Here is a 16,522-nt window from a genome sequence, read left to right as displayed (position 1 = left end):
TCCGGTCACACGGTCGGGCCAGCCGTCGAACAGGCTGGCGCGCCATGAAGAAGACATTGGCCCTCGGGCTGCTGGCCCTCGCCTGCATCGCTCCGGCGCAGGCTTCGGCGGTCCAGCTGAACATCGCGCACCGAGGCGCTTCCGACGCCCGTCCGGAGCACACGTTCGCCGCGTACGACCACGCCCTCACCCTGGGTGCGGACTACATCGAGCAGGACCTCCAGATCACGAGCGACGGCGTGCTCGTCGTCATGCACGACGAGACGCTCACGCGCACGGTGCGCGGGCCGGCCGAGAACTGCACCGGTCGCGTCGACTCCAAGACGCTCGCGCAGCTGAAGACGTGCAGCGCGGGCGACTGGGGCAAGTTCGCCGGCGGCGCATACGTGAGCGAGAAGATCCCGACGATGGAAGAGGTCTTCCAGCGCTACGGCAAGACGGTCAACTACTACATCGAGACCAAGCAGCCGGAGCCGGGCGAGAACATGGAGGCCAAGCTGCTGGCGCTCCTGGACAAGTACGACCTGCGCGAGTCCGCCGTCACGGACTGGCAGGTGCTGATCCAGTCCTTCGACGCCAACTCGCTCAAGACCATCCACGCGATGGACCCGCGTCTGCCGCTCGTCTTCCTCGGTTCGCTGAACCCGACCAGCATCCAGGCGGTGCGTGAGTACGGCGTCGGCATCGGCCCGTCGTTCGGCGGTGTGACCAAGGCGAACGTCGATCTCGCGCACGCCGCGTGCTTGAACGTGCACCCGTACACGGTCAACACCACCGCGGACATCCAGCGGATGCTCGAGCTCGGCGTCGACGGCATGTTCACCAACTTCGCCGACCGCCTCGAGACGCTGCTCGGCGCCAAGGCCGCCCCGGGCCTGACGGGCGCGTCGATCGCCGCCGCCGAAACGCGCCGCTGCCGCGGTGAGCAGAAGGACGTCCCGGCGCAGGTCGGCGGCTCCGTGCCCGCCACGCTGTCGCTAACGATGGGCGCCCCGGCCAGCTTCGAGCCGTTCATCCCGGGCGTCGAGCGGGTCTACACCGCCGGCACGACCGCCAAGGTCATCTCGACCGCGGGCGACGCGTCGCTGACGGTGAGCGAGCCCGGCCACCTGACCAACGGCGCCTTCACGCTGGCCTCGCCGCTCGGCGTGACGATCGCCCCGAACGCCTGGTCGGGCCCGGTCTCCAACGCCGACGCCGCGATCACCTTCACCCAGCCGATCGGCCGGACGGAGCCGCTGCGCACCGGCACCTACGCCAAGACGCTGACCTTCACGCTGTCGACCACGAACCCGTAGTCACGCCTCGCCACTGGCGAGCGCCTCGCCGAGGCGCTCGCCGGCCGCTTCCAGCTCCTCGAGGTTCGTCGCCTCCTGAACCATCTGCAGGTCGATCATCCGCTTGCCGAAGCCGTCGAGCTCGTCGCGGCCGACGATCGCGTGCAGCGGCACGCCCGCCTGGCGCGTCCGCGTGCCGATCTCGCCCACGAGCTTGCCCTGCAGCGTCTGCTGGTCGAGCTTGCCCTCGCCGGTCACGACCGCCCGCGCGGCGCGCATGCGGCCGTCGAAGCCGAGCGCGTCGAGCACGAAGGAGGCGCCCGGTTCGATCGCCGCGCCGTACTTCGCCCACAGGCCGCCGCTGAGGCCGCCCGCGGCGCCGGTCATCGGCACGCCGCGCGGGTCCTTCGGGAGCGTCTGAGCGAGCTCGTGCAGCCGCGCCTCCAACCGGGCGACCATGTCGGGGTCAGCGCCCTTCTGGGGCCCGAAGACCTTCGGCGCGTCCTCCCACACCGTCCGCACGTCCGTGAGGATCACGATCTTGGCCCTGCCGATCCCGCCGGCGGCCTCGATCGCCTCGATCGCGCCCGCGCCGCCGTCGGTCGTCGCGCTTCCGCCCACCGCCACCAGGATCACCGCCGCCCCGGCCTGCGCCGCCGCCGCGATCAGCTCCCCGGTGCCGTAGGTCGTCGCGGCCCACGCGTCTTTGTTGTCGCCGACGAGCGCGAGCCCGGACGCCATCGCCATCTCGACGATCGCCGTCCCGCCGTCCTCGATGAGCCCGAACCCGGTCTTCACCGGCGCCCCGAGCGGCCCGGTGACCGTGCGGGCGATCAGCTCCCCGCCCAGCTGCGGCAGCAGCGCGTCCAGCGTGCCGTCGCCCCCGTCGGCCACGGGACACAGGTCGGGCGGCATCAGCCCGGCCTTCTCGAGCCCGCGCCCGATCGCCGCCGCGACCTGCGCGGCATTGAACGTGCCCTTGAACTTGTCGGGCGCAACGAGAACAGGACGCTCAGGAACGACGCTCATCCCAACAACCTAAAGGGGTCAGACCCCTTTAGGTTGTGCAGCGACGAACTCGCGGTAGACCTGAACCGGATCGCCGCCGGCCTGGGCGAGTACGAGAGCAGGCGTGGAGCGTCGAGCCAGGCCGGGTAGTCCGCCGTGACGATGGCGTTGAAGCTGCTCCAGGGCCACGCGTCGGGTGCGGCGCAGAACCCGGCCTCGACCGGGTTCCGAGCGATGTAGGCGGCGGTGATCCACAGTTGTGGGTCCGTGAACACGCTTGTCGAGCCGTAACGCGCGCCGAAGACGTGACCGGCCGCCTCATGGCGGAGGTTGAACGCCTGCGCATACGTGCCCTGCAGGCGCTGCATACCGCGACCGAGGTTCGGTTGCGGAGTCTCGATCATCAGATGCATGTGGTTGCCCATCAAGCAATACGCCAAGCAACGCCACGCCATCCGGTTCGTGACGCGAGCGAGGAGCGACAGGTAGCGGCGACGATCGAGGTCGTCTAGGAAGATCTGTTGTTTCGCCGCACCGCGCGCGTACACGTGGTGAATCCCTCCGGCCAACTCGGGACGCAACGAACGAGGCATGCCCGCTGTAGGCGGTCGGCGGCTCGTTCTCGCCCCGCCCTCAACCTAAAGGGGTCAGACCCGTTGATGTTGCTTTAGGTTGGGTCGGCCGGGAGGGTGAGGGTGAACTCGGCGCCGCCACCCGGGGCGTTGGCGGCGTGGACACTGCCGCCGTGCTGCTCGGCGACCTGGCGGACGATCGCCAGGCCGAGGCCGGAGCCGGGGCGCCCGCGGGAGGAGGCGCCGCGGTAGAAGCGGTCGAAGAGGTGCGGGAGGTCGGCGGGGTCGATGCCGGTGCCGTGGTCGCGCACGCGGACGCCGTCCGGGCCGGCGTGGACCTCGACGAGGCCACCCGGTGGAGAGTGCTTGGCGGCGTTGTCGAGCAGATTGTTGACGGCGCGAGCGAGGCGCTCGCGGGTGCCGTCGAGCACGGCGGGTTCGACGGTGGCGTCGAACTCGATGCCCGGGGCGTGGCGGCGGGCGCGGACGACGGCGTCGCGGACGAGCTCGTCCAGGCGCACGTCCTCGCGCTCACGCGTGGGTTCGTCGCCGCGGGCGAGCTCGATCAGGTCGGCGACGAGCATGCCGAGCTCGGTGGTCTGCTCCTCGACGTCGGCCAGCAGGCGGGCGCGCTCGTCCGCCGGGAGGGAGTCCGACTCGGCCAGCACCTCGATGTTCGTGCGCAGGGAGGTGATGGGGGTGCGCAGCTCGTGCGAGGCGTCGGCGACGAGCTGGCGCTGGGCGGCGACGCTGCCCTCGAGCGTGGCGAGCATCGCGTTGAAGTGCTGGGCCAGCTCGCCGACCTCGTCCTGGGTCTCGACGTCGATCCGGCGCCCCAGGTCCTCGGTGGCCGCGATGTGGCGGGCGGCGTCGGTTACGTGCACGATCGGGGCGACGACGTTGCGCGAGACCAGCCGGCCCAGCGCCACCGCGAGCGCGATCCCGCCCAGGACCACGAAGACCAGGATCAGGCGCAGCCGCGCGAGCACCGAGTCGGCGGGCTCCAGCGAGCGCCCGAACTGGACGGCCAGCCCGTCGCCGGCCGGGACCGTGAGCACGCGCGTGTGCGTGCCGGCGACGTCCGCGTCGGCGAAGAACGGCTCGGCGACGCCCGCGGCCACGTCGCGCGCGCGGTCCTGCACCGGGATCTCGACCAGCTCGGTGCCGATCGGGCGCACCAGCTCGTCGGCGTCGATCAGCTGGATGAACGGCGTCGGCCCGCCGAAGCGCGCCGCCAACGGCCGGAAGCGACCGCCGGGGCCGCCGGGGCCGAAGGGCCCGCCACGACCCTCGCCGAACCCTTGCGGGAACGGGATCAGCCGCTGCTCCTCGAGCGCCCGGTCGACCTCGCCGCGGATCGAGCCGCGCACGGCCAGATACGCCACCAGCGCGGCCAGCGCGACCGCCACCGCCACCGCGATCGCCACGGCCACCGTCATCCGACGGCGCAACGGCAGCCCGGACATCACTTCAGTCCCGCAGCACGTAGCCCACGCCGCGGACCGTGTGCAGCAGGCGCGGTTCCCCGCCCTCCTCGGTCTTGCGGCGCAGATAGCCCATGTACACGCCGAGCGAGTTCGAGGAGGAGCCGAAGTCGTAGCCCCACACCCGCTCGAAGATCTGCGAGCGCGTGAGCACCTGCTTCGGGTGTTCCATGAACAGCGCCAGCAACTGGAACTCGGTCCGCGACAGCTCCAGGACCCGCGCGCCCCGCCGCGCCTCCCACGCGCCCCGGTCCAGGACCAGATCCGCGAAGCGCAGGACCGAGCCGTCGTCCTCGGCGCCGGGGTCCGCCCGCCGCAGCAGCGCGCGCAGCCGCGCCTTGAGCTCCTTCAGAGCGAAGGGCTTGACCAGGTAGTCGTCGGCGCCCGCGTCCAGCCCGGCTACGCGGTCGTCCACCGCGTCCCGGGCCGTGAGCATCAGCACGGGCGTCCGGTCCCCCGCGTCGCGCAGCCGCCGGCAGACCTCCAGCCCGTCCACGCCCGGCATCGCGACGTCGAGGATCACCGCATCCTGGCGCGTGTCCGCGAGCCGGTCCAGCGCCTGGCGCCCGTCCTCGGCGAGCGTCACCTCGTACCCGTCCAACCGCAGCGCACGGTCCAGCGCGCTCCGCACGGCGGGTTCATCGTCGACGATCAGAACGCGGGTCATCGGGCCACCAAGGTCAGTTCTCAACGTAAGAATCACAGAAGAGAAGGCGATCTTTAGGAAGTCGCGCTCTCATGCGTGGGCTATGCGCTCCTTCGTGTCCTTTCTGGCGGGCGCGATCGCGGTCGGTGCCGTGGTCGCGCTCCTGGCCGTCGGCGGCGTCATCGACGACGACGCGTCCACGTCCTCCTCCTCGGCGGCCGCGCCGTCGCCTCCCACTGCGAACAACGACTCCGACAACGACGACGAGGGCGGCGGCAGCGCGCCCGCCGACATCTCCGAGCTCTACAAGCGGGTCTCGCCCGGCGTGGTGTTCGTGCAGGCCGGCCAGACGGGCACGGGCTCGGGCTTCGTCTACAGCGACGAGGGCCACATCGTCACGAACGACCACGTCGTCGAGGGCTCCACGCAGTTCCAGGTCGTCATCGGCGGCGATCCCAATCCGATCCCCGCGCGGCTGATGGGCCAGGATCCCTCCAGCGACCTCGCGGTGCTCAAGGTCGACCCGGGCGCCGTCAAGGGCGGGCTCAAGCCGCTCGAGCTCGGCGACTCGACCACGCTCGAGCCAGGCGACCAGGCGATCGCGATCGGCTCCCCGTTCGGCCTCGAGGGCACCGTGACGACGGGCATCATCTCGAGCCTCGGCCGCACGATCGACTCGCCGAACTGCTACCCGATCGCCGACGCCGTCCAGACCGACGCGGCCATCAACCCCGGCAACTCCGGCGGCCCGCTGCTCGACGGCAACGGCCGCGTGATCGGCGTCAACAGCCAGATCCGGTCCGGGTCCGGCTCCAACAGCGGCGTCGGCTTCGCCGTCCCGGTCTCGACCGTCAAGTTCGTCGTGCCGCTGATCCAGAACGGCGGCAAGGTCGAGCGCGCCTACCTCGGCGTCCGCAACGGCACCCCGCCCGCGCGTGACGGCGCGATCGTCGACTCCGTCGTCCCGAACGGACCCGCCGCCCAGGGCGGCCTGCTGCCGGGCGACAAGATCACCAAGATCGACAACAAGGACATCAAGTCCTCCGAGGACGTCTCCTCGGCGGTCACCGCCCGCAAGCCCGGTGAACAGGCCAAAGTGGTGGTCAAGCGCGGCGGCCAGGAACGTACCCTGACCATCCAGCTCGGCACGCGACCCGAGACCCAGGCGACGGCGAACTGCCGCTAGGAGATTCCCAGTGACCCACGAGGACCGACGGCTCCACGCGCTCGACTCACGGCAGGAGCCGAACCCGTCGCGTGACGCGCACGACGCGCTGGAGACGGCGCTGTTCGAGATCAAGCGGGTGATCGTCGGCCAGGAGGCGATGCTGGAGCGCGTGCTGGTCGCGCTGCTCGCCGGCGGCCACGTCCTGCTGGAGGGCGTCCCGGGCCTGGCCAAGACGCTGACCGTCAAGACCGTCGCGGACGTGCTCGGCGGCTCCTTCAAGCGGCTGCAGTTCACGCCCGACTTGGTCCCGGCGGACCTCGTCGGCACGCGCATCTACCGTCCGGACAGCGGCGGCTTCGACACCGAGCTCGGCCCGGTCTTCTGCAACTTCCTGCTCGCGGACGAGATCAACCGCGCGCCCGCCAAGGTGCAGAGCGCGCTGCTCGAGGTCATGCAGGAGCGCCAGGTCACGATCGGCCACGACACGCACACCGTTCCCGCGCCGTTCCTGGTCCTCGCGACGCAGAACCCGATCGAGTCCGAGGGCACCTACCCGCTGCCCGAGGCGCAGGTCGACCGCTTCATGTTCAAGCTCGTGGTCGACTACCCGACGCACCGCGACGAGGTGAGCGTCGTCGAGCGCAGCCTCGAGACGACCACCCACGCCCGCCAGGTCCTCACCCCCGAGAAGCTGTCCGAGCACCAGCGCGCCGCCGGCACGGTCTACGTCGACCGGCGCGTGATGGAGTACGCGGTCGCGCTGACCACGGCCACGCGCGACCCGGGCGAGGAGAACTGGGTGGAGTTCGGCGCCTCGCCGCGCGGCTCGATCAACCTCATTCACGCCGGCCGGGCGCTCGCGCTGCTGCGCGGCCGCGACTACATGCTGCCGGTGGACGTGCGCGACCTCGCCCGCGACGTCCTGCGCCACCGGATCGTGCTCACCTACGAAGCCCTCGCGGCCGGGGTCGACTCCGACCGCGTCCTCGACGACGTCCTCGAGCGCGTGCCCATGCCCCGCATCGAGCTCGCGCAGGAGCGCCCCTTCTACGGCGCATGACGTTCCAGGCGCCGCTCCTGCTGCTCCTGCTGGCGCTGGTCCCGCTGGTCGCGGTGATCTACGCACTGATGCAGCGGCGGCGGCGCAAGTACGCCGTCACGTTCACCAACGTCTCGGTCCTGGCCGCGGTCGCGGGCCGCTCCTACACGCGCCACGTCCCGGCGGTGTTCGCGCTGCTGGCGTTCGCCGCGCTGCTGGTCGCGCTCGCCCGGCCGGAGCGCACGGTCGACGCCGAGCGGCGCGAGGCCAACGTCCTGCTCGTCTTCGACACCAGCGGCTCGATGCTCGCCACCGACGTCGCGCCGAACCGCCTGTCCGCCGCCCAGCTGGCCGGGACCACGTTCGTGGACGCGGTGCCGGACGAGTTCCGGATCGGCGTGATCGGCTTCGGCTCCACCGCGCAGCAGCTGAGCGAGCCGACCACCGACCACCTGCGCGTGAAGGCGACGATCGAGTCGCTCCAGGTCGCGGGCGCGACCGCGATGGGCGACGCGCTCAAGCTCGCGTTCAACTCCGCCCGCGTGCCCGTGCCGGACGGCCTCGGCGGGTCGCGGCGCCTGCCGGGCGCGATCGTCCTGCTCGGCGACGGCGCGAGCACCCGCGGGGACGACCCGATCGACGTCGTGCAGGACTCCAAGAAGTTCAAGATCCCGGTCTACACCGTCGCGCTCGGCACCCAGGACGGCACGCTCACGCACACCGACCCGAACACGGGCGCGACGACCACCGACCGCGTCCCGCCGGACCGGTTGACGCTGCAGGACATCGCGCGCGACACGGGCGGCCAGTTCTTCGCCACCGCCGACGCGAACCGGCTCGCCGCCGTGTACCGCAACATCGGCACGCGGCTCACCAGGACCAAGGAGAAGCAGCAGGTGACGTCCGCGTTCGCGGGCGGCGCGCTGGTCCTGCTGCTGCTCGGCGCCGGCTTCGGCCTCGCGCGGGGAGCGCGACTGCCATGAGGTCGGCGACGACTCGCGCTGCGCGCTCGCGTCGCTGGGAGCAATCGCCTAGAGGGCGATTCTCCCGGGGTGAGGTGATCCCGTGCGACTGGTGACCGACGAGCGCCCGCCGCACAAGCCCGGGCCCGGGCCGGTCCCGCCCGCGGTCCTGCGTTCACTTGACCTCGCGGTGATGAAGCGGATCGAGAGCCTGATCCCCGGCGAGCACCTGACGCCGCAGACCGGCCAGGGCACCGAGCTGGCGATGATCCGCCCCTACCACCCGGGCGACGACGTCCGCCACCTGGACTGGAACGCGACCGCGCGGCTGCAGGAGCCGTACGTCCGCGTGCACGTGGGCGAGCGCGCGCTGACCTCCTGGCTGGTGCTCGACGTGTCCGCGTCGATGCAGTTCGGCACCGCGGATCGCCGCAAGGCGGACGTCGCGGAGGGCGTCGCGCTCGCGATCGGCCACGTCGCCACCCGGCGCGGGAACCGGCTCGGCGTGATGGGCGTCGGCGCCGGGGACACGCGCATCATCCGACCGCGCCAGGGTCGTTACGGGCTGCTCGGCCTGCTGGCGGAGCTGCGCCGCGACGGCGGAGCGCCCGACGGCGCGACGCTCGGCCAGGCGCTCAAGGGCGCGGCCGCGATCGGCCGGCAGCGCGGGTTGGTCGTGATCGTGAGCGACTTCCGCGGCGACCGCGACTGGGCCGCGCCGCTGCAGGAGCTGCGCGCGCGCCACGGCGTGCTGTGCGTGGAGATCGTCGACCCGCGCGAGCAGGAGCTCGTTCCGGCCGGCGACCTGTGGCTGGTGGACCCGGAGACGGGCCGCCAGGTGCACGTGGATACGCGCCGGCGCAAGATCCGCCAGCGCTTCGCGGCGGCCGCCGCGGCCGAGCGCGACGAGGTCCGCACAGCGATCCGCCGCGCCGGCGCCGACCACCTCGTGCTGTCCACCGCCGGCGACTGGCTGCGCGTGCTCGCCGGGCATCTGCGCCGCAGCGAGGCCGCCCTGAAGGCGGGAAACCCGGGCCGGACGGCCGCGGTCAACCGGGCGGCGGGACGATGAGCGCCGCCGTCCGCGCGCCGCGCCTCGCTGCGCCCGCCCACCGGGAGACGCGGCCGTGAGCTTCGCCGAACCGATCCTGCTCGCCGGGTTCATCCTGATCCCGCTGGCGCTGCTGGCCTACGGGTCCCTGCAGCGGCGCCGCACACGCGAGTCCGCCGCCTGGGCCAACCCGGCGCTGCTGCCGAACCTCGTCGCCGGCCGGCCCGGCTGGCGCCGCCACCTCCCGCCGCTGCTGCTCCTGCTCGCGCTGGCGGTGCTGGTCGTCGCCCTCGCGCGCCCGCAGCGCACCGTCGCCGCGCCGCAGCGCGCGGCGAACATCATCATGGTCACGGACATCAGCGGCTCGATGAACGCCACGGACGTGAACCCGGACCGCCTGACCGCCGCCGTGGACGCGGCCAAGACGCTCACCGAGCGCGTGCCGTCGACGTTCCGGCTCGGCCTCGTGACGTTCTCCGACTATGCCGAGCAGCGCGTCGCGCCGACCACCGACCGCGCGCAGATGAAGGGCGCGCTGGACCAGCTCGTGGCCGAGGGCGGCACCGCGATGGGCGACGGGCTCGAGCGCGGCCTCGCCGCCGCCCGCACGCCCGTGCCCGACGCCGCCGGCACCGGCGTCCGCCGCCTGCCGTCGGTCATCGTCCTGCTCTCGGACGGCAAGAACACGTCCGGCGCGCGCGACCCGATCGAGGTCGCCGTCGAGGCCGGCCGCGCGCGCATCCCGATCTACGCCATCGCGCTCGGCACGCCCGCCGGCGAGGTCGAGCTGCGCGACTCGTTCGGCCTGCTGCAGCGCGTCCAGGTCCCGCCGGACACCGAGACGCTCAAGGAGATCGCGCGCGTCTCCGGCGGCCGCCAGTACGAGGCCGCCCAGGCGGACAAGGTCAAGGAGATCTACGCCAACTTGGGCACGCGGCTGTCGTCGCGCTCCGAGAAGGAAGAGGTCACCGCGTTCTTCGCCGGAGGCGCGATCTTCCTGCTCATCGCCGCCGGCGGGCTCTCGCTGCGCTGGTTCGGACGCCTGATCTAGGTCACCCGCTGACCTAAATCGAACATACGATCCGTGTATGTTCGAACTCGTGGCGCACGATCTGCACACGGTGATGACGCAGGTGCGGGAGCGGACGTTCGCGCTCGTGGCGCACCTCGACGAGGACCGGCTGAACGAGACGACCAGCCCGATCATGAGCCCGTTGAGCTGGGATCTCGGGCACATGGCGGCGTATGAGGACCTGTGGCTCAACCACCGCGTCGGCGGGCGCGAGCTGCTGCGGGAGGACCTGGCGGCGCTCTACGACGCGTTCGAGACGCCCCGGGCGGTGCGCGGCGATCTCGAGTTCCTGCGCGGGGAGCCGCTGCGCGAGTACATGGCCGAGGTCCGCGCGCGGGCGCTCGAGGCGCCGGTGCGCGACGGCGGTGAGCTGCACGAGCTCGTGATCCGGCACGAGCTCCAGCACACGGAGACGATGCTGCAGGCGATGGTCCTCGCGGGCATCGCGCCTCCGTCGTTCACCGGCCCGCCGGCCGTGGACGGGAGCGGGCTCGAGACGGTCGAGATCGAGGAGGGCCCGTTCGAGCTGGGCTCCGGCAGCGAGGGCTTCGCGTACGACAACGAGCGCCCGCGCCACACGGCCTCCACCGGCCGCTACACGATCGGGCGTACGCCGGTCACCAACGCCACCTGGCAGGCGTGGGCCGACAACGGCGGCTACACCGAGCGCGCGTTCTGGTCGGACGCGGGCTGGGCCTGGCGCACCGAGCAGGGGATCGACTCGCACCCCGGCGGGCCGCGCAACGCCCCCGTCATGCACGTCACCTACTTCGAGGCCGAGGCGTTCGCCCGTGCCCACGACGCGCGCCTGCCCACCGAGGTCGAGTGGGAGAAGGCGGCGCCGCGGCTGGAGGGCGTCGGGGCCGTGTGGGAGTGGACGTCGAGCCACTTCACCGGCTACCCCGGCTTCAAGGCCCATCCGTACCGCGAGTACTCCGAAGTGTTCTTCGGCGACCACTATCGGGTGCTGCGCGGCGGTTCGTGCGCGACGCATCCGCGGGTCGCGTCAAATCAGTTCCGCAACTGGGACCTCCCCGAACGCCGGCAGCTGTTCGCCGGAGTGAGGATCGCGCGATGAAGACGGCGTTCAAGGACATCCAGATCGTGTCGCGGCTCGGCGCGGACGAACGCACGCTCGCGTTCGACGTGCTGGACGGGCTGACGCGGCCGTTCAAGGAGATCCCGCCCAAGCACTTCTACGACACCGAGGGCTCGCGCCTGTTCGAGGCGATCACCAAGCTCCCGGAGTACTACCCGACGCGCACGGAGCGCTCGATCCTCGAGGCCGAGGCGGCGAACATCGTCGACATGACCGGCATGGCCGAGCTCGTGGAGCTCGGCAGCGGTGTCCCGACCAAGACGCTGTTGCTGCTGGACGCGATGCGCGACGCGGGGACGCTGGACCGCTACATGCCGTTCGACGTCAGCGAGGTCGTCCTGCGCGAGTCGGCCGAGATGCTGGTGGAGCGCTACCCCGGCGTGCGCGTGTTCGGCGTGGTGGGCGACTTCGAGCGCCACCTGGACGCGCTCCCGCCCGCCGAGGGCCCGCGCGTGATCGCGTTCCTGGGCGGCACGATCGGCAACTTCCCGCCCGGCTCGCGCCGCCGCTTCCTGCGCGGGCTGGCCCGCGCGTTGCGGCCGCAGGACGCGCTCCTGCTCGGCACGGACCTCGTGAAGGACCCTGCGGTGCTGGAGGCGGCCTACAACGACAGCGCGGGCGTCACCGCCGCGTTCAACCGCAACATGCTCGCCGTGATCAATCGCGAGCTGGACGCGGACTTCGACCTCGAGGCGTTCGAGCACGTCGCGTTCTACGACCGCGAGCAGGAGTGGATCGAGATGCGCCTGCGGGCGCTGCGGCCGATGGTGGTCAACGTGCGCAAGCTCGACCGCGCCGTGCACTTCGCCAACCGCGAGGAGCTGCGGACCGAGATCAGTTGCAAGTTCACGCCACGGCGCCTGGAAGCGGACCTGGCGGCCGCCGGCCTGCGCTCGCGCGCGTTCCTGACCGACCCGGAGGACCTGTTCGCGCTCAGCGTCGCTGCGCCAGTTCGCTGATCACGGCCTGGTAGAGCAGGTCCTCCTCCTCCTCGGCGACGCGCACGAACGGGCCGCGGATCTCGAGCTCGAGCGGGCCCACCCACACCGTCCCGACGGGTGCGCCCGCGAGCGCCGCGCCGACGCCGATGCACTGCTCGCGTTGCAGGCCGAGCGCGCGCATGACGAACGCGACCGAGCCGTCCTCGGTCGCCACGTCGTGCCGCTCGCCGCCGACCTCGACGGAGTCCTCGTCGTTGGCGAGCGCGAAGACCTGCACGTCGGCGCGGGCGCAGGCCTCGAGCGCCATGTCGTTGAGCCGCGAGCCCGGGTCGACGATGTCCGGGTCGTAGAAGACGCAGCGCAGCGAGGCCGGCATGCGCCCGAATCTAGCTCACACGTCGGAGATGGGACCCCCGCCGCCGCCACCGGTGTCGTCGGGGCCGCACGTGCGCAGCGCGGGCGAGTGGAGGGCGGCATTGACGAGGCCCTCGCCGCCCTTGCCGACGCGCATCTGCGAGCCGCGCAGGAACGCGGGCGGGTTCGGGTCGACCGGACCGCCGTTGACGGTGTAGCCGCCGCGGTGCGAGTTCTCGGCCTCGTTGCAGACGTCGGTCGCGTGGGCGGGCGCGGGAAGAGCGGCGAGGGCGCAGACCGCGCCGAGCGCGGACAGGGTGAGCTTGCTGGGCATGAGGGCGGTATCGACCGCTCCGGCCGCCCGGGCGATCGGGTCTACGCCCCACCGAGCAGCTCGACGATGCGGCCGAGGCCCGCCGGCCGGCCCGGGACCGGCCCGAGCTGATGGTGGCCGACGTAGAACCCGTACGCCAGCCACGCGCGCGAGTCGGCCTCCTCTTCCTCGCAGCCCAGCTCGAGGAAGAGGGTGCGCAAGAACGCGATCCGCGAAGCGACCACGCGGGCGAACACGGGCGCCACCAGCGGATCGTCGGCCGCCTTGGCCAGCGCGACCTCGATCGGGTCCGCGGGCGGCTCGTACACGCGCGCGAAGAGCGCGCGCAGCCGCGCCTGCGGGTCGCGCACCGCCTCGCCCTCCGGGATCAGCTCGGTCGTGTTCTCGCGCTCCCACAGCAGCAGCGCGGCCTGGACGAGCTCGTCGCGATCTTTGAAGTGCCAGTAGAAGCTGCCGCGGGTGGCGCCGACGGCCTTGGTCAGGCGGTCGACGGCCACGCCGGCGACGCCGCTCTCGGCCATCGCGACGAGCGCGGCGCGGGTCCAGTCCTCACGGGTTGCGATGGCCCGTACAGTACTGTACGGTCCGTTCCGTACACCACTGTATGGAGGTGACGGCATGCGGCTTCCCGACGGCACGCACTTCTCCCACCCGTGGCGCATCCACGCGCTCGCGGCGGACTTCGACCTCGAGGACGTCTGGGCGCTCCCGACGCCCGGACGCAAGGAGAACTTCCCGCGGCTCGTCGAGCAGTTCGTCTCCCGTGGCGAGCCTGGCGACTTCCCGGTCGCGTTCCGGGCGCTGTTCGCGCTGCGCTGGCAGCTGGGGAAGCTGTTCGGCTGGGACCAGGAGGGCGGCGGGACCGACGGGCGCGTGCCGTCACTGCGCGAGCGGCTCCCGCCCGATCTGCGCGACGGGCCGCGCGGGCCGGACATCACCGCCGTGCCGGGCCGCGACGAGCCGCAGCGAGCGGTGTTCGACTCGGTCTACCTGACCGGCGACGAGTGGGTGGCCGAGCTCGCCAACAAGACGGTCCACGGGCTGCTGCACATCGGCTGGGTGGAGAGCGACGACGGCCACAACGCCCAGATGGCGGTGCTGGTCAAGCCAGCGGGCTGGTTCGGACGCGCCTATCTGGCGGCCATCAAACCGTTCCGGCTCGCGATCGTTTACCCCATGTTGCTGGAAACGATCGGCCGGCAGTGGCAGACGGGCCTAGGATCGAAGGGTGGGGGTCGTTCGTGATCATGAGCCGTGGGACGGCTTGCTCAGCTCCGGCCGGATCGACGACCGGCTGGTGCGGCAGGCGATGCAGCACGAGCGTCAGGGGACGATGGTCCCGATTCCCGCCGATCTGCACCCGGACGTCGTCGCCGCCCTGAAGCGGCGCGGCGTCGACTTCCTGTGGGGCCACCAGGCCGAGGCGCTGGACGCCGCGTTCGCGGGGCCGACGATCGTCACCACGGGCACGGCGTCCGGCAAGTCGCTGTGCTTCCAGCTGCCGACGCTGCAGACGCTCGCGACCGCCCCGATGGCGCGGGCGCTGTACCTGTACCCGTCCAAGGCGCTCGCACAGGACCAGGCGCGGGCGCTGCACGCGTTCAACTTCAAGCGGCTGCTGCCGGCGATCTACGACGGCGACACCCCGCGCGAGCACCGGGCCGAGCTGCGCCGGCGCGCGAACCTGATCCTCACCAACCCGGACATGCTGCACGTCGGCATCCTCCCGAACCACCGCCAGTGGGAGCGGTTCTTCAGCGGGCTGGCGGTGGTCGTGATCGACGAGGCGCACGTGTACCGCGGCGTCTTCGGCTCCCACGTCGCGAACGTGATCCGGCGGCTGCGGCGGATCTGCGAGTTCTACGGGACGGCGCCGCGGTTCCTGCTCGCGAGCGCGACCGTGGCCAACCCGGGCGAGCTGGCCACGCGGCTCACCGGGCTCGACGGCATGCAGGTGGTCGATCGCGACGGCTCACCCGGCACGCGGCGCACGATCGCGATGTGGAACCCGCCCGTGGTCGACGAGGAGACGGCGCGCCGGCGTTCGGCCCTGTCCGAGGCCGCGGACCTGCTCGTGAGCCTCGCGATCGAGGGCGCGCGGACGATCGTGTTCATGAAGTCGCGCAAGGGCATCGAGCTGATGGCCAAGTTCGCCGATGTGGAGTTGCGCAAGCGCGGCCACCCGGAGCTCGCGGAGCGGATCGCGCCCTACCGCGCGGGCTACACGCCCGCGCAGCGGCGCGAGCTGGAGCGGCGGCTGATGGACGGCGAGCTGATCGGCGTGGTGGCCACGGACGCGCTGGAGCTCGGCATCGACATCGGCGCGCTGGACGCCGCGATCTGCGTGACGTTCCCGGGGACGGTGGCGTCGCTGAAGCAGATGTGGGGGCGCGCGGGGCGGCGCGGGCGCGGGCTCGCCGTATACGTGGCGGGTGAGGACGCGCTCGACCAGTTCTTCTGCCGGCACCCGGACGAGTTCCTCGAGCGGCCGGTCGAGGCGGCGATCCTCGATCCCCACAACGAGCAGCTGTTCGCCGGGCACCTGGTGTGCGCCGCGCACGAGGGCGCGCTCTCGCACGAGGACGAGCCGATCTTCGGACCGGAGTGGAAGGAGGCCGCGCAGGTGCTGGTCGGCCAGGGCGTGCTGCGTGCGCGGCCGGACGGAACGTTCGTTCCCCGGCACGCGGACCAGTACCCGGCGGGCGACGTGTCGCTGCGGTCCGCCGGGCTCGATCCCGTGTCCGTGATCGACGGCGGGACCGGCGAGGTGATCGGCACGGTCGACGCCGGGCCGGCGCCCTCGACGGTCCACCAGGGCGCCGTGTACCTGCACGGCGGGCGGTCGTTCGAGGTCGCGGCCCTGCAGCTCGAGGACCGGCGCGCGTTCGTGCGGCCGTTCGACGGCAACTGGTACACGCAGCCCAAGCGCGAGACCGACACGCGGATCGAGGAGGTGCTGGCGACGCGCACCGTGCTCGGCGTTCGGTTGTCCTTCGGGCGCGTGGTGGTGAGCGAGCAGGTGCTGGCCTACCAGCGGCGGCGGCTGAACGATCACGAGGCGATGGACCTCATTCCTCTGGACCTCCCGCAGACGTCGTTCGCGACGCAGGCGCTCTGGTACGAGCTGTCAGATGACGACGTGGGGACGCTGCACGCGGCCGAGCACGCCCAGATCGCGGTCCTGCCGCTGCTGGCGATGTGCGACCGCTGGGACATCGGCGGGCTCTCGACGAACTTCCACCCGCAGACGGGCGGGCCGACGATCTTCATCTACGACGGCCACCCCGGCGGGATCGGGATCTCGCGGCGCGGCTACGAGGCGTTCGAGCGCCTGGTGGGCGACGCCTTCCGGCTCGTGAGCGAGTGCCCGTGCGAGTCGGGGTGCCCGTCCTGCGTGCAGTCCCCCAAGTGCGGGAACCTGAACGAGCCGCTGTCGAAAGCCGGCTCGGCCGCGTTGATGCGGCGCATGCTGGGCGCGTGAGAACACCCTCACGGCGCTCTCACAGGTGGCTTAG

Annotated in this window: 17 protein-coding genes; 10 read left to right on the top strand and 7 right to left on the bottom strand. The window is 72.0% G+C overall.

Going from position 1 to position 16,522, the window contains the following annotated elements; all coding sequences use genetic code 11:
• Positions 1–44: 44 nt before the first annotated feature.
• Positions 45–1,298 carry a glycerophosphodiester phosphodiesterase family protein gene (locus OJ962_RS16155; RefSeq protein ID WP_202954907.1) on the top strand — a complete coding sequence of 418 codons (1,254 nt, stop codon included), beginning with the start codon at positions 45–47 and terminating at the stop codon, positions 1,296–1,298.
• Here the strand turns inward: OJ962_RS16155 and OJ962_RS16150 are convergent, their stop codons facing one another.
• The 4 genes from OJ962_RS16150 to OJ962_RS16135 form a co-directional block, all read right to left on the bottom strand.
• Positions 1,299–2,306 (bottom strand): glycerate kinase family protein, encoded by a 1,008-nt coding sequence (locus tag OJ962_RS16150; protein WP_202954906.1) that lies wholly within the window; start codon positions 2,304–2,306, stop codon positions 1,299–1,301.
• Positions 2,303–2,833: a transposase gene (locus OJ962_RS16145; protein WP_202954905.1), complete on the bottom strand. Its 531-nt coding sequence runs from the start codon at positions 2,831–2,833 to the stop codon at positions 2,303–2,305. Before OJ962_RS16145 ends, OJ962_RS16150 begins: the two co-directional genes overlap by 4 nt.
• 119 nt (positions 2,834–2,952) lie before the next feature.
• Positions 2,953–4,296, bottom strand: coding sequence for a sensor histidine kinase (locus OJ962_RS16140; protein WP_270006475.1), 1,344 nt, complete (start codon positions 4,294–4,296; stop codon positions 2,953–2,955).
• 31 nt (positions 4,297–4,327) lie between these two features.
• Positions 4,328–5,008, bottom strand: coding sequence for a response regulator transcription factor (locus tag OJ962_RS16135; protein ID WP_202954903.1), 681 nt, complete (start codon positions 5,006–5,008; stop codon positions 4,328–4,330).
• An 82-nt stretch (positions 5,009–5,090) separates the two neighbouring features.
• Between OJ962_RS16135 and OJ962_RS16130 the strand changes: the two genes are divergently transcribed.
• The 7 genes from OJ962_RS16130 (at position 5,091) to egtD (ending at position 12,337) form a co-directional block, all read left to right on the top strand.
• A complete protein-coding gene (locus tag OJ962_RS16130) occupies positions 5,091–6,173 on the top strand; it encodes a S1C family serine protease (protein ID WP_270006474.1) in 1,083 nt (360 codons plus the stop codon).
• Positions 6,174–6,183: 10 nt separating this feature from the next.
• Positions 6,184–7,215, top strand: coding sequence for an AAA family ATPase (locus OJ962_RS16125; RefSeq protein ID WP_270006473.1), 1,032 nt, complete (start codon positions 6,184–6,186; stop codon positions 7,213–7,215).
• Positions 7,212–8,177 carry a VWA domain-containing protein gene (locus tag OJ962_RS16120; protein WP_202954901.1) on the top strand — a complete coding sequence of 322 codons (966 nt, stop codon included), beginning with the start codon at positions 7,212–7,214 and terminating at the stop codon, positions 8,175–8,177. Before OJ962_RS16125 ends, OJ962_RS16120 begins: the two co-directional genes overlap by 4 nt.
• An 82-nt stretch (positions 8,178–8,259) precedes the next feature.
• Positions 8,260–9,228 (top strand): DUF58 domain-containing protein, encoded by a 969-nt coding sequence (locus OJ962_RS16115; protein ID WP_202954900.1) that lies wholly within the window; start codon positions 8,260–8,262, stop codon positions 9,226–9,228.
• 55 nt (positions 9,229–9,283) lie between these two features.
• Positions 9,284–10,258, top strand: coding sequence for a VWA domain-containing protein (locus OJ962_RS16110; protein WP_202954899.1), 975 nt, complete (start codon positions 9,284–9,286; stop codon positions 10,256–10,258).
• A 37-nt stretch (positions 10,259–10,295) separates the two neighbouring features.
• Positions 10,296–11,357, top strand: coding sequence for an SUMF1/EgtB/PvdO family nonheme iron enzyme (locus tag OJ962_RS16105; protein ID WP_202954898.1), 1,062 nt, complete (start codon positions 10,296–10,298; stop codon positions 11,355–11,357).
• Positions 11,354–12,337: an L-histidine N(alpha)-methyltransferase gene (gene egtD / locus OJ962_RS16100; RefSeq protein WP_202954897.1), complete on the top strand. Its 984-nt coding sequence runs from the start codon at positions 11,354–11,356 to the stop codon at positions 12,335–12,337. Before OJ962_RS16105 ends, egtD begins: the two co-directional genes overlap by 4 nt.
• On the opposite strand, the gene OJ962_RS16095 is transcribed toward egtD, so the two are convergent.
• Genes OJ962_RS16095 through OJ962_RS16085 form a run of 3 tightly spaced genes read right to left on the bottom strand, consistent with a single transcriptional unit; the run spans position 12,312 to position 13,627 of the window.
• Positions 12,312–12,695 carry a hypothetical protein gene (locus OJ962_RS16095; protein ID WP_202954896.1) on the bottom strand — a complete coding sequence of 128 codons (384 nt, stop codon included), beginning with the start codon at positions 12,693–12,695 and terminating at the stop codon, positions 12,312–12,314. The genes egtD and OJ962_RS16095 overlap by 26 nt on opposite strands.
• A 15-nt stretch (positions 12,696–12,710) precedes the next feature.
• On the bottom strand, positions 12,711–13,007 hold the full coding sequence (locus tag OJ962_RS16090) for a hypothetical protein (protein ID WP_202954895.1): 297 nt from the start codon (positions 13,005–13,007) through the stop codon (positions 12,711–12,713).
• Between the two features lie 41 nt (positions 13,008–13,048).
• On the bottom strand, positions 13,049–13,627 hold the full coding sequence (locus OJ962_RS16085; protein ID WP_255525886.1) for a TetR/AcrR family transcriptional regulator: 579 nt from the start codon (positions 13,625–13,627) through the stop codon (positions 13,049–13,051).
• Here OJ962_RS16085 and OJ962_RS16080 point away from each other — a divergent pair.
• The gene (locus tag OJ962_RS16080; protein WP_202954893.1) at positions 13,626–14,252 is read left to right on the top strand and encodes a DUF2867 domain-containing protein; all 627 of its coding nucleotides are present in this window, start codon (positions 13,626–13,628) and stop codon (positions 14,250–14,252) included. The two genes, OJ962_RS16085 and OJ962_RS16080, sit on opposite strands and share 2 nt — an antisense overlap.
• Positions 14,236–16,488 (top strand): DEAD/DEAH box helicase, encoded by a 2,253-nt coding sequence (locus tag OJ962_RS16075; RefSeq protein WP_270006472.1) that lies wholly within the window; start codon positions 14,236–14,238, stop codon positions 16,486–16,488. Before OJ962_RS16080 ends, OJ962_RS16075 begins: the two co-directional genes overlap by 17 nt.
• Positions 16,489–16,522 lie beyond the last annotated feature (34 nt).

Source organism: Solirubrobacter deserti, from assembly GCF_027587175.1.
Lineage (GTDB): Bacteria > Actinomycetota > Thermoleophilia > Solirubrobacterales > Solirubrobacteraceae > Solirubrobacter > Solirubrobacter deserti.
This window is presented reverse-complemented; position numbering and strand designations above follow the sequence as displayed.